This is a genomic window from Rhizobium binxianense, from assembly GCF_028994275.1.
In the GTDB taxonomy this organism is placed as follows: domain Bacteria; phylum Pseudomonadota; class Alphaproteobacteria; order Rhizobiales; family Rhizobiaceae; genus Rhizobium; species Rhizobium binxianense.
The window spans coordinates 585,526-598,113 of sequence record NZ_CP118713.1 but is presented as its reverse complement, the minus strand read 5'-3'; the positions used below and the strand labels follow the sequence as shown (position 1 = coordinate 598,113).

The following is a 12,588-nucleotide window of genomic DNA, read 5'->3' as shown; positions in this document are numbered from 1 at the left end:
TCACGAAAGTGCTGATCACGGTGTTGTCCATGTCATTTTCTTACCATCAAGGGCCGTTTCGAACAAGGGCGCTGTTGGAGCGGGAATGGTGCTTCAGCTTTGTCTGCAGCATGTGGCGCAACAGGACGCGACAGGCTTTTGGAAACTGGACGGATGCCTTCACAAGCGCAGGCCCGTCAGATGTGTGCCGTCATTGGCGGACGGCTTCGTGATGTGATAGCAAGATCGGATTGCGCGCGCCTCGCACGGCGCGCCTGCGTGAAAGGGCCTGCTGGTGTGATCCGCACGAAGATCGACACGCTGTGGTTCAAGCGGTGCTGCGCGTTTCACCTGCAGTTCCTTCCTGATCGCGAGACACTGGCAAAGCTCGGCGATTTGCAGGACAGTATCGCGCGCAATAGTGGCGCAGCGCTCTCGCGCGTCCCGGCGACAAGCCTGCACATGACGACCATCACTCTCGTCAACGCCGCGACCCAAGTCAGTATTCCAAACGACGAGGTCTGGAAGCTGAACGGGGAGAGATGGAAGGAGAGCGTGGAGAGATTGGTCGAGGAGACGTCGCCGTTTGACCTCCATTTTCATGAGGTGGCAGCTTCAGAAGCCGCTGTCTTTGTAAAGGCAGAAGAGCCGCCTGAATTGCGCAGGCTGCGCTCGGCCATTTCAGATGCCATCTGCTTCGAACATTGGCGTCCAACCCCACCCCGAATAGCGCACGTCACTCTGTTCAGATTTTTTGCCGAAGAATGGCTACCACCAGTCAACTTCGACACAGGTCTTTTGCCCATAAGCGTGACGGTTGTATCCCTTAAATTGCTGGAGGAGCGAATTTATCCGAATGTCGAGATCACCATGCTCGGCGAGCCGCGTCTCCAGGGCAAAAGCACGGAATAACAATCCCGGCTGGCGCCAGCGCCGGCCTGCTGATGCCATTCACCGCATGAGCAGTGACACGATCCCGGCCTGCGAACTCACCCCGAGCGTAGATGTTTCTGAGGTGGGTTCTGACTGTCTCGTAGCTGATGTCATCGGCGACGGCAGGTATTAATCCAAAAACCGATAAAGCCAGTCGCGTGTTTCCTCCGGCAGAGAGGCCGGCGACTGGTCTTCGGGCGCGTGGGCCTGCCAGATGATTTCCACCTCGGCGGCGCGCTCGTCGCCCGTCTCGACCGCAATGAGGAAGCCGATGGAGCGGACGCCGATCTTGTCGACGGTGGCGGTGAAGGTTACCGGCTCGTCATAGTGCAGCGGACGGTGGAGCATGCAGGAAACCTTGCTGGGGCTATAGACCGGTTCGTCATCGACATCGGGCCGCGACGACCAGAAGGTTGCAAGCACGGATTCGGCATAAGAAATATAGGAGGCCAGAAACATCCGGCCGTTCATATCGACATCGCGAAACGGCACGCGCATGTCCGTCACATCAGGACGCTTCGACTGACTCATCAACGCAACTGCCTTACAAAATTCCCCATGGACGACAATACTGCATAATTCCTTGGATCGAAACCGATTTAAAGACAAAATTATGCAACAGTTCAAAGTGTTACAGCGTCCCCGAAGTAAACGGCACAAAGACACAATGATGCAGCGGATGGTCGGACGGCGCGACAAGAGTGCTTGTTGAAATCGTCGGGCAATGCCCCATCTGCTGTGGCACATGACATAAGCGACCGATAGAGTGTCTCCATGAGCACCCGTCTTTATGAACATCCGATCTTCCTGGAACACGTGACGCCCGCCGGCCATCCGGAGCGATCGGACAGGATCCGCGCCATCAACGTCGCGCTGGAACATCCGAATTTCGAGCGGCTGGAGCGCCGGCAGGCGCCGCAGGCGAGCGAGGATGCGGTGCTGCTTGCCCATCCCGAAGAGCATCTCATCGCCGTCATGCGGGAGATCCCTGAGGAAGACGGTGAGATCAACCAGATCGAAGCCGATACCTATGCCAGCAGTAAAAGCCTGCAGGCGGCGCTGACCGGCATCGGCGGGGCGATGGCGGCGGTCGACGACGTCTTTACCGGCCGGGCCGACAATGTCTTCGTCGCCGCCCGCCCGCCGGGACACCATGCCGAGAAGATGACGGCGATGGGCTTCTGCTTCTTCAACAATGCCGCAATCGCCGCCCGCCATGCGCAGAAGATCCATGGCGCCGAGCGCATCGCCATCGTCGACTGGGACGTGCACCACGGCAACGGCACTCAGGATATCTTCTGGGACGATGCCTCGGTGCTGTTCTGCTCGACGCACCAGATGCCGCTCTATCCCGGCAGCGGCGCCAAGGACGAGAAGGGCAAGCACAATACCATCGTCAATGCGCCGCTGTCGCCGAATGTCGGCAGCGACCATTTCCGCGAGGCGTTCAAATCGCGGGTGCTGCCGGCGCTGGACGATTTCCGGCCGGATCTGATCATCATCTCCGCCGGCTTCGACGCGCATCACCGCGATCCCTTGGCGCAGATCAATCTGACCGGTGAGGATTTCGACTGGGCGACCGGGCGTGTGCTCGAACTCGCGGACCGGCACGCGAAGAACCGGGTCGTCAGCCTGCTCGAAGGCGGTTATGATCTCGAGGGACTCGCCGAATCGGCGGGCATGCATATTCTGCGAATGATGAAGGGTTGAGAATGACTGACAGCGCCAAGCCGGAGGTATCCGGCCTTTCCTTCGAAAAGGCGGTTGCCGAACTCGAAAGCATCGTCGCCCGTCTGGAACGCGGCGACGTGGCGCTGGATGAATCGATCGAGATCTATGAGCGCGGCGAAGCGCTGAAAAAACATTGCGAGACGCTGCTTTCCGCCGCCGAAAACCGCATCGAGAAGATCCGGCTCGACCGCGCCGGCAAGCCGCAGGGCGTTGAGCCGCTGGACGGCGCCTGAGGCGTACCGAACTCCCTTTGAAGGCGCTTGGCGATCGGCTTCAGACCGATCTATGATCCCCATCCAAAACGATGAGGGGACAAGGCAATGACGGACAGATTGAAGGGCAAGGTCGCCATTATCTCGGGCGGCGCAACCGGCATGGGTGGTGCCGCCTCGAAGCTTTTTGCCGCCGAAGGCGCGCGTGTTGCAATCATCGACCGCAATGGCCAAGCGGCCGCCGAGACTGTCCAAGCGATCCGTGAGGCCGGCGGCGAGGCCGATTGCTGGACAGCCGATGTCTCGGACGAAACCGCCGTCAATACCGCCGTCGCCGGTGTGGAGGAACGCTATGGCGCCGTCACCGTGCTTTTCAATCATGCCGGCACCATCGTCATCAAACCTTTCCTCGAAACGACGCTGCAGGAATGGGACTGGCTGCACGCCGTCAATGTGCGCTCGATGTTCCTGATGACCAAGGCGGTGCTGCCGAAGATGATTGCGAGCGGCGGCGGATCGATCGTCTGCACCTCGTCGATCTCGGCGGTCGCCGCCACGCCGATGGAAGTGCTCTACGACACGACCAAAGGGGCGGTGCATATGTTTGCCCGCGCCATCGCGGTGGAATTCCGTGATCGCAACATCCGCTGCAACGCCGTCTGCCCCGGCTTCATCCGCACACCGCATGGCCTGCGCGAGGTGGCCGACCTGCAGGCGCTCGGCGTCGATGTGTCCGATGCCGCCATTGCCGCGCAGCAGGGGCGGATCGGCGAGCCGGAGGATGTGGCGCGGGCGGCGCTTTATCTCGCCAGCGACGAGTCGAGTTTCGTCAACGGCGCCCATCTCTTCGTCGACAATGGCTTCACGGCGATCTGAGCCATCCGTGCGGCGCGCTTCAAAGTTAGGGCGTCCTTGGCACGTCCCGTTGGACGTGCGGCGCGCTAATTGCTATCCCTGGTCGATGCGCTACTGCCTCATTCCTTAGATCGGGATCGATTTAGGGAGAAATTATGCAGCAATTCAAAACTATAGCATCCTTTGCGCGTCTGAAAGACGCGCGGCACTGTAGTGATCGGAGATCCCTGATGTCCTTCTTTCCCGGTAAAGACCCCCTGCCCGGCGATGCCTTCGCCTGCGACGCGATCGAGAATCTGATCATCCCGCGCACCAGCGATATCGGCGGCTTTCAGGTTCGGCGGGCGCTGCCGAGCCGGCAGCGGCGGCTGGTCGGGCCGTTCATCTTCTTCGACCGCATGGGGCCGGCGATCCTGAAGCCGAATGAGGCGCTCGACGTCAAGCCGCATCCGCATATCGGCCTGTCGACGGTCACCTATCTGTTCGACGGCGAGATCCGCCATCGTGACAGCCTCGGCACCGAAAAGGTCATCCGTCCCGGCGATATCAACCTGATGACGGCGGGGCGCGGCATCGTGCATTCCGAGCGCACGCCCGATAATCTCCGCGGCCATCCGCTGCTGATGTCGGGGCTGCAGACCTGGCTGGCGCTGCCAGACGACAAGGAGGAGATCGACCCGTCCTTCGCCCATACGGAAAAATCCGCAATGCCACTGATCGAGACGGCAGGCGCGCGCGGGCGTGTGGTCATCGGCTCGTTCGAAGGCATGACATCGCCCGTCGGCGTTTTCTCCGACACGCTCTATGTCGATCTCGACCTGCAGCCCGGCGCCAAATTTCCCTTCGGCGCGGCGCATGAGGAGCGCGCCGTTTACGTGCTCTCGGGTGAAGTCGTGATCGCAGGCGACCGTTTTGCCGCCGACCAGCTGCTGGTCTTCCGGCCGGGCGATGCGATCACGCTGGAAGCGGGCAGCGATGGCTGTCACCTGATGCTCTTCGGCGGCGCGGCGCTCAATTCGAAGCGTTATATCTGGTGGAATTTCGTGTCCTCCTCGAAGGAGCGGATCGAGAAAGCCAAGGAGGAATGGCGCACCGGCCGCTTCGATATCGTTCCCGGCGACGAAGAAGAATTCGTGCCTTTGCCGGAAGGCTGACCTGACGAAATAGAGCAGGATATCATCCGAAACCGCTCACACTTTTCGGCATCATGCTTTAATAGTGGGAGCATGATGTTATCCGAAAACCGCTCACACTTTTCGGCATCATGCTCTAAGGTGAAAACCTTCGGTTCCTGAAATGCACTTGTTTTGCCGCAATCTAATCGAATAAAGCGGAACAAGGAAAAGCAAGAAAGAGCGCCCGCCCGTGACACAACTGCCGAAGACCCCCCTGCTCGACCAGGTCATTTACCCCGCCGACCTGCGCAAGCTCGAGGATCGCGACCTGCCGCAGCTTGCCCGCGAAGTTCGGGACGAAATGATCGATGCGGTGTCGCGCACCGGCGGTCATCTCGGCGCCGGTCTCGGCGTCGTCGAATTGACGATCGCCATCCACAGCGTCTTCGACACGCCTGAGGATCGGCTGATCTTCGACGTCGGCCATCAATGTTATCCACACAAGATCCTCACCGGCCGGCGCGACCGCATTCGGACGCTGCGCCAGGAAAACGGGCTGTCCGGCTTCACCCGCCGGGCCGAAAGCGAATATGATCCCTTCGGGGCGGCGCATTCCTCGACCTCGATCTCGGCCGGCCTCGGCATGGCGATCGCCGCCGATCTCGACAAGACAGACCGCCGCGTCATCGCCGTCATCGGCGACGGGGCGATGTCGGCCGGCATGGCTTATGAGGCGCTGAACAATGCCGGCGCGCTCGATGCCCGCCTCATCGTCATCCTCAACGACAACGACATGTCGATCGCGCCGCCGACCGGCGCCATGAGCGCCTATCTCGCCCGCCTCGCCTCTGGCCGCACCTATATGGGCTTCCGCGATCTCGGCAAGAAGCTGACGGCCTATCTCGGCAAGAACATCGACCGGGCGATCACCCGCGCCGTCGAGCATGCGCGCGGTTACGTTACCGGCGGCACGATGTTCGAGGAGATGGGCTTTTATCATATCGGCCCGATCGACGGGCATTCCTTCGACCACCTGCTGCCGGTGCTGCGCAACGTGCGAGACAATGGGCGCGGGCCGGTGCTGATCCACGTCGTCACCCAGAAGGGCAAGGGCTATCCGCCGGCGGAAGCCGCGGCCGACAAATATCACGGCGTCAACAAGTTCGACGTCATCACCGGCGCCCAGGCAAGGGTCAAGCCGAATGCGCCGAGCTACACCAGCGTTTTTGCCGAAGCGCTGGTGCAGGAAGCCGCCCTCGACGACAAGATCGTCGGCATCACCGCCGCCATGCCGAATGGTACCGGCCTCGACAAGCTCGCCGAGGCCTTTCCGTCGCGCTGCTTCGATGTCGGCATTGCCGAACAGCATGCCGTCACTTTCGCCGCCGGCCTTGCGGCGGAAGGCTACAAGCCGTTCGCCGCCCTCTATTCCACCTTTCTGCAGCGCGCCTATGACCAGGTCGTGCACGACGTGGCGATCCAAGGACTGCCGGTGCGTTTTCCGATCGACCGTGCCGGCTTCGTCGGCGCCGACGGGCCGACCCATGCCGGCTCCTTCGACACTGCCTTCCTCACCACCCTGCCCGGCTTCGTGGTGATGGCGGCGGCCGACGAGGCCGAACTCAAGCATATGGTGCGCACGGCTGTGGCCTATGACGCCGGGCCGATCTCGTTCCGCTATCCGCGTGGCGAAGGCGTCGGCGTCGACATGCCGGTACGCGGCGAAATCCTGCAGATCGGCAAGGGCCGCATCGTCAAGGAAGGCACCAAGGTGGCGCTGCTTTCCTTCGGCACACGGCTTGCCGATTGTCTGCTCGCCGCCGAGGATCTCGATGCGGCCGGGCTTTCGACGACGGTCGCCGATGCGCGCTTCGCCAAGCCGCTCGACCACGACCTGATCCGCCAGCTTGCCCGCCACCATGAGATGGTGATCACCGTCGAGGAAGGCTCGATCGGCGGCTTCGGCAGCCATGTGATGCATTTCCTCGCCACTGAGGGCCTGCTCGACAACGGCCTGAAGCTGCGCTCGCTTGTGATGCCCGACATCTGGATGGAACAGGCCAAACCCGAAGCCATGAACGCCCACGCCGGCCTCGACCGCGCCGGCATCGTCTCGACGGTGTTCAAGGCGCTGGGACGTGGTGTTGCGGTTGGGGTGGCGGGATAGGTGAATTGCGAGGGTGTGCCGTTGCACCCCTCTTTTAGGGTGTGCCGTGTCAAGGCCCCTCATCCGCCTGCCGGCACCTTCTCCCCGCTCGCGGGGCGAAGGGGATATGCCGCAACCTCTTCGTTCCCCACCAACCTCTCGCAGGGCAAGTCCCCTCGCCCCGTTTACGGGGAGAGGGTTAGGGTGAGGGGCAGCCTCTTGCTCCCGCCAAGCAACTCTTTCCAATAGAAAAAGGGCGGCGCATTACTGCACCGCCCTCTTGATTTGACGTCCCTTCCCTAGGAAAGGCGTGCTCTCAGAACTCCGTCCACTCTTCCTGAACGGTAGCCGCAGCAGCTGCCTGTCTTCCGCCGAAGGCCTTTGCGACGGTGCGGGTCAGGGCGTGGGCCGGGGAGGCGACCGGGCGGGAGCTGGTGCCGGCGACGGTAGCGCGCGGGGCCGGGGCCGCTTGGCCGAGCTTGAACTGGCGCAGCAGCTCGTCGAGGGCGCTGGCTTCCTGGGCGAGCGCATGGCTTGCGGCGGTCTGTTCCTCGACCATGGCGGCATTCTGCTGCGTGCCCTGGTCCATGTTGTTAACGGCGGTGTTGATCTCCTGCAGGCCGATCGACTGTTCGCGGGTGGCGGTGACGATGGCGCTGACGTGGTGGTTGATCTCCTGCACCTCGGCGACGATCGCTTCCAGCGCCTTGCCGGTCTCGCCGACGAGGGAGACGCCGGCATTGACCTGTTCGCCCGAGGTGGTGATCAGCGCCTTGATCTCCTTGGCCGCCTTGGCCGAGCGCTGGGCGAGTTCGCGCACTTCCTGGGCGACGACCGCAAAGCCCTTGCCGGCTTCGCCGGCGCGCGCCGCTTCGACGCCGGCGTTCAGAGCCAGCAGGTTGGTCTGGAAGGCGATATCGTCGATGACGCCGATGATGTTGGAGATTTCGCCCGAGGACTTCTCGATCTGCTGCATGGCGGAGACGGCCTTGCGGACGACTTCGCCTGACTTCTCGGCGCCGAGGCGGGTGCGCTCGACGAGATTGCCGGCATCCTCGGCACGCTTGGCGCTGTCGCGCACCGTCGTCGTCACCTGTTCGAGCGCTGCGGCGGTCTCTTCGACGGCGGCAGCCTGCTGCTCGGTGCGGTGGGCGAGATCGTCGGCGGCCGAACGGATTTCGCCGGCACCGGCATTGATCGCCGAGGCGTTGCGGCCGACCGATTGCAGGGCCGCCTGCAGCTTTTCGACGGCGTGGTTGAAGTCATTGCGCAGGCTGTCATATTGCGGCGCGAACGGCGTCTGGATACGACCGGCCATATCGCCATTGGCAAGCTCGGCAAGGCCGCCCGCCAGAGCGTCGATGGCATGGCGGAGTTCGCCTTCCTCGCGCGCTTTCTGCTCGTCGCCTGCGCGGCGCTGGCGCTCGGCGTCGTCGCGCATGCGCTCGGTCTCGCCGGCAAGACGCAGCTTCTCGATCGCCGCCTGCTTGAAGACCAGCACCGACTGGGCCATGCGGCCGATTTCGTCGCCACGCTCGACGGCCGGGACTTCGATGTCGTTCTGACCGCCGGCAAGGCGATCCATGGCCGCGGTCATGCCCACGACCGGGCGGACGATGGTGCGCGCCATCAGCCAGGCAAGCACGGCGGCGGCCAGCGAGGCGGCAATGCCGCCGGCCAGCAACGTCGTCTTCAGATCGCTGTTGGCATCGGCCCGGACCGCGGCGAGCGCGTCCGACTTGGCGCGGGCGGTTGCCTTGATCTTGGCGGAGGCCTGGCGGAAGCCGTCGAGCTGACCCTTGGTGGCGTTGACGCCGATCTTGACGACCTCTTCGATCGGCATGTCGGTTTCCTTGCGCGCCTTGGTCTGCGGCTCGGCAAGTTCATGGAAATAGAGGTCGGCGGCCTTCTGCATGCCGTCGATCATCTCGACCAGCTGCGGCTCGCCGGCCGCCGTCTGTTTGGCGGCGGCAATCGCCTTCAGCATGCGCTCGCGATTGGCGAAGACATCGCCATAGGTGCTGTCGCTGCGGAAGAGAATGAAGCCGCGCAGATTGACGGCCTGTTCGAGCATCGCCTGCAGCGCATCGTCGATCTGATTGACGAGCAGTTCGGACTTTTCCTGCTCGGCGGAAGCGGCCGCCGAGGCCGTCGCCTTGGAATAGACGAAAGCGGATACGGCGACAAAAATGAGAATGAGGGCTGCGAACGTGGCCGCAAGTTTACCGTTCAGGGATATGTTTTTGGCGGACATCGGTGATTTCTCCTGGCGACAGTCGACGCGGCGAGAGGCGGGTCGCGCGAAGGGCGCAACCGCAGGGACGTTTGAACCTGAGAACATGATCGGCGTGGAAACGCTTGCGCCTTCATGGCGCCGAGCGGTTCGGACGAACCGCTGCAATCAAGCCGAACCTTATACAAGCGAACTTTAAATTTGTTTAAATTGGTGCATCGCAGCAGCGGCCAGGGCTGATGATTATTGCGCCTCCGGCGGATTGAGGATCAGGATGTCCAAATCCTTCTCAGGATCGAAATCCTCTGCCGTCATCCGGAAGGTCGTCGGGCCGATCTTCTCGACGTTGCTACCGCAGAAGCTGATGAGACTGCCGGGCTTGCCCTTATCGATCGTCAGCTGGAAGCGCCGGATCGGCCCCGCCCAGTTGGCGCCGGTCGACAGCACATAGGAGATCCAGCTTTCGGTATAGTTGGCGCCGCCGGCCTCAGCTTCCCCAGCCCGCTGCCGGACGGTCCTGACGAAGTCCGCATCCAGGCAGTATTTGCGGGAATATTCCTCGAAGCGCTCGCCCTTCGGCTCGCCACCTTCGAGAAAGCTGATCGCCACAGTGCCGCCGACGGCCGGCTGATAACGATGCTGGACACTCACCTTCTTCTTCGCCGGAAAGGTGGTGCGCCACCAATAGGTCGAGCGCAGCGTCCAGAGCGGCACGAGGGAGACCTTGGCATCGCCCTCGTCCATGGGATAGACGATGCCGCGGGCGATCCAGTCCTTCCGCACGGCTTCGGGCAGCTTGGCCAGTGCTGCGGCCGTCTTCTGGCTGTAGGGCAGCACGGGAATGGCGTATTTGGCGAACTCGTCGGTCACGTCGATGCCGAGCGAGACGACCCGCTGCTGCAGCTTGGCGGTGATCGGCTTGCCGTCCTGCACGGTCGAAAAATGCAGGAAATTGTCGCTGTCGTAATCTGATATGGCGGAATTGTTGTCGACCTGACCCGTGATATCGGGCATCGGGAAGGCGACCAGGCTCTCGACGTCCTTGTCGGAGCTGTTCTCGAAGACATAGTCGACACGCACTTGCGACGCGGAGATGAAAAGATCCTCTTCCGCCATGCTGACATCGTCGGATTGGGCGAAGATCAGCCCGCCGGTCTTGACCTCGGCCATCGTGTCGTTCGCGAGCGCCGGCGATGCAATCCCCGCCGCGACAAGAAGAGTGAAGAGCTTCAGCATAAGACACCCCCTGCGGCTGCCCCGCGATCGCCGCGGCAGGATTATCGCCGAAAGCTTTCGAGGGTCAATGACGGTCTCGGGAACAAAATGCTTGCAACCGGCGGCTTTGCCGGTCATTCACAGCCGATGTCAGATCAAAACAGCCAACGCCTCGACCAACTTCTCGTCTCACTCGGCCTCTTTGCCAGCCGTTCACGGGCTCGCGACGCCGTGCAGCGCGGCACCGTCAGGATCGGCGGCCAGGTGGTGACGAAGGCCGGCGCGTTGTTCGGCGCCGACGCGGCAATCGAGATCGACGATCCGGCGCAGGACTACGTCTCGCGCGCCGCGTTGAAGCTTGCCGCCGCCCTCGACCATTTCCGCCTCGATCCCGCCGGCCATCGCTGTCTCGATATCGGTGCTTCCACCGGCGGCTTCACCGAGGTGCTGCTGCAGCGCGGTGCTGCGCATGTCACCGCGATCGATGTCGGCCATGGGCAGATGCATCCGCGCATATCAGGCGATGCACGCGTGACCAACAAGGAAGGCCTCAACGCCCGCAACCTGACGGCAGAGGATATCGGCGATTCCGCCACCTTCATCGTTTCCGACGTCTCCTTCATCTCGCTGAAACTGGCGCTGGCGCCGACGCTCGATATCGCCGAACCGGGTGCTATCGCCGTACTGCTGGTCAAGCCGCAGTTCGAGGCCGGGCGCGAGGCGATCGGCAAGGGCGGGCTGCTCAAGGATCCCTCCTCTGCGCCCGCCGTCGCTGCGGAACTGCAGCGCTGGTTCACCGAGGACATGGGCTGGAACAGCCTCGGCCTCATCCCCTCCCCGATTTCCGGCGGCGACGGCAATCAGGAATTCCTTCTGGCAGGATTGAAACCGTGAGCACCGAAACCGTCACGATCGAAAAGCTCGGCGCCCAGGGCGACGGCATCGCCGGCAGCGCCGGCGGACCTGTCTATGTGCCCTTTTCCCTGCCCGGGGAAACGGTGGCGATCGCCCGCGTCAAGAGCCAGGGAACGATCATGTCGATCACGACGGCCTCGCCCGACCGGCAGGAGCCGCCTTGCCGGCATTTCGGCCCGGATGGCGTCAACGGCACCTGCGGCGGCTGCACGCTGCAGCATATGGCAGAGGGCCCCTACCGCGCCTTCAAGCGCCAGCTGGTCATCGATGCGCTGAGATCCAAGGGGCTGACGCCTGACGTCGGCGAGATCGTTCCGGCCCGGCCGGGCGAACGCCGGCGCGTGGTGTTTGCGGCGCGCAAGACCGAAAGGGACATGCTTGTCGGCTTCAACCAGGCCGAAAGCCATCATATCGTCGCCATCGAGGAATGTCCGATCTCTTCGGCAGGGATCATCGCCCGGCTGCCGGCGATCAGGGCGATTGCCGCATCGCTGGCGACCAATGCCGAGCCCTTCCGGGTCTCCGTGCTCGAAACGCTTTCCGGCCTCGATATTGCGGTCGACGAGGTGAAGAAACTGTCCGACCCGCAGCGGCGCAAGGCGGTCGAGACCGTGCTCAGCCTGCGCGGCATCGCCCGCGTTTCGCTGAACGGCGAAATTCTCATCGAGCCGTCGAAGCCGCTGGTCGATTTCGGCGGCGTCCAGGTCTCGCCGCCGCCGGGCGGCTTCACCCAGGCGACCAAGCCGGCGGAAGAGGCGATGGCCGAGCTGGTGCTCGCCCATGCCGGCAAGGCCAAGCGGATCGCCGATCTGTTTGCCGGCGCCGGCACATTTTCGCTGCAGCTGGCGCGGATCGGCCGCGTGCATGCCGTCGAAGCCGAGGCAAAGGCGCTTGCTGCCCTCGACCATGCCGCCCGCAACACACAGGGGTTGAAGCCGGTCAGCGTCGAAAGGCGCGATCTCTTCCGCCGTCCCCTGATGACGCAGGAGTTCAAGCCCTTTGACGCCGTCGTCTTCGATCCGCCGCGCGCCGGCGCCGAGTTCCAGTGCAAGGAGCTTGCCCGCTCAAGCGTGAAGAAGATCGCGGCCGTCAGCTGCAATCCGCTGACGCTGGCACGGGATCTGGCGATCCTCGTCGAGGGCGGCTATCGGATCACCGGCGTGACCCCGATCGACCAGTTCCTCTGGACCTCGCATGTCGAGGTGGTGGCGACGCTGGAGAAATAGGCGGGCCTGTCGGCTCTCTGTTTGCTCT

At 63.0% G+C, this 12,588-nt stretch carries 11 protein-coding genes; 8 read left to right on the top strand and 3 right to left on the bottom strand.

Features of this window, described 5'->3' with window-relative positions:
- Window positions 1-276 precede the first annotated feature (276 nt).
- Window positions 277-891, top strand: coding sequence for a 2'-5' RNA ligase family protein (locus tag PO860_RS02870; RefSeq protein WP_275038351.1), 615 nt, complete (start codon window positions 277-279; stop codon window positions 889-891).
- A 150-nt stretch (window positions 892-1,041) separates the two neighbouring features.
- On the opposite strand, the gene PO860_RS02865 is transcribed toward PO860_RS02870, so the two are convergent.
- A complete protein-coding gene (locus tag PO860_RS02865; protein ID WP_097619390.1) occupies window positions 1,042-1,443 on the bottom strand; it encodes an acyl-CoA thioesterase in 402 nt (133 codons plus the stop codon).
- Between the two features lie 243 nt (window positions 1,444-1,686).
- Here PO860_RS02865 and PO860_RS02860 point away from each other — a divergent pair, with 243 nt between their 5' ends.
- The 5 genes from PO860_RS02860 to dxs all read left to right on the top strand — a co-directional run bounded on the left by PO860_RS02860 (window position 1,687) and on the right by dxs (window position 6,992).
- A complete protein-coding gene (locus PO860_RS02860; RefSeq protein WP_272783056.1) occupies window positions 1,687-2,622 on the top strand; it encodes a histone deacetylase family protein in 936 nt (311 codons plus the stop codon).
- Between the two features lie 2 nt (window positions 2,623-2,624).
- Window positions 2,625-2,876, top strand: a complete 252-nt coding sequence (locus tag PO860_RS02855; protein WP_003545921.1) for an exodeoxyribonuclease VII small subunit — start codon at window positions 2,625-2,627, stop codon at window positions 2,874-2,876.
- An 87-nt stretch (window positions 2,877-2,963) separates the two neighbouring features.
- Complete coding sequence (locus PO860_RS02850; protein ID WP_273880345.1) at window positions 2,964-3,731, top strand: SDR family NAD(P)-dependent oxidoreductase; 768 nt, start codon at window positions 2,964-2,966, stop codon at window positions 3,729-3,731.
- A 209-nt stretch (window positions 3,732-3,940) separates the two neighbouring features.
- Window positions 3,941-4,864, top strand: coding sequence for a pirin family protein (locus tag PO860_RS02845; RefSeq protein ID WP_183605910.1), 924 nt, complete (start codon window positions 3,941-3,943; stop codon window positions 4,862-4,864).
- 211 nt (window positions 4,865-5,075) lie between these two features.
- Window positions 5,076-6,992 (top strand): 1-deoxy-D-xylulose-5-phosphate synthase, encoded by a 1,917-nt coding sequence (dxs, locus tag PO860_RS02840; protein ID WP_275038103.1) that lies wholly within the window; start codon window positions 5,076-5,078, stop codon window positions 6,990-6,992.
- A gap of 295 nt (window positions 6,993-7,287) precedes the next feature.
- Here the strand turns inward: dxs and PO860_RS02835 are convergent, their stop codons facing one another.
- Together PO860_RS02835 and PO860_RS02830 are read right to left on the bottom strand one after the other, a co-directional pair.
- Window positions 7,288-9,225 (bottom strand): methyl-accepting chemotaxis protein, encoded by a 1,938-nt coding sequence (locus tag PO860_RS02835; protein WP_275038102.1) that lies wholly within the window; start codon window positions 9,223-9,225, stop codon window positions 7,288-7,290.
- Window positions 9,226-9,447: 222 nt separating this feature from the next.
- Window positions 9,448-10,440 carry a DUF4424 domain-containing protein gene (locus PO860_RS02830; RefSeq protein WP_275038101.1) on the bottom strand — a complete coding sequence of 331 codons (993 nt, stop codon included), beginning with the start codon at window positions 10,438-10,440 and terminating at the stop codon, window positions 9,448-9,450.
- Between the two features lie 87 nt (window positions 10,441-10,527).
- Here PO860_RS02830 and PO860_RS02825 point away from each other — a divergent pair, with 87 nt between their 5' ends.
- The gene (locus tag PO860_RS02825) at window positions 10,528-11,313 is read left to right on the top strand and encodes a TlyA family RNA methyltransferase (protein WP_430523293.1); all 786 of its coding nucleotides are present in this window, start codon (window positions 10,528-10,530) and stop codon (window positions 11,311-11,313) included.
- The gene (locus tag PO860_RS02820) at window positions 11,310-12,560 is read left to right on the top strand and encodes a class I SAM-dependent RNA methyltransferase (protein WP_275038099.1); all 1,251 of its coding nucleotides are present in this window, start codon (window positions 11,310-11,312) and stop codon (window positions 12,558-12,560) included. Before PO860_RS02825 ends, PO860_RS02820 begins: the two co-directional genes overlap by 4 nt.
- The last annotated feature ends 28 nt before the right edge of the window (window positions 12,561-12,588 follow it).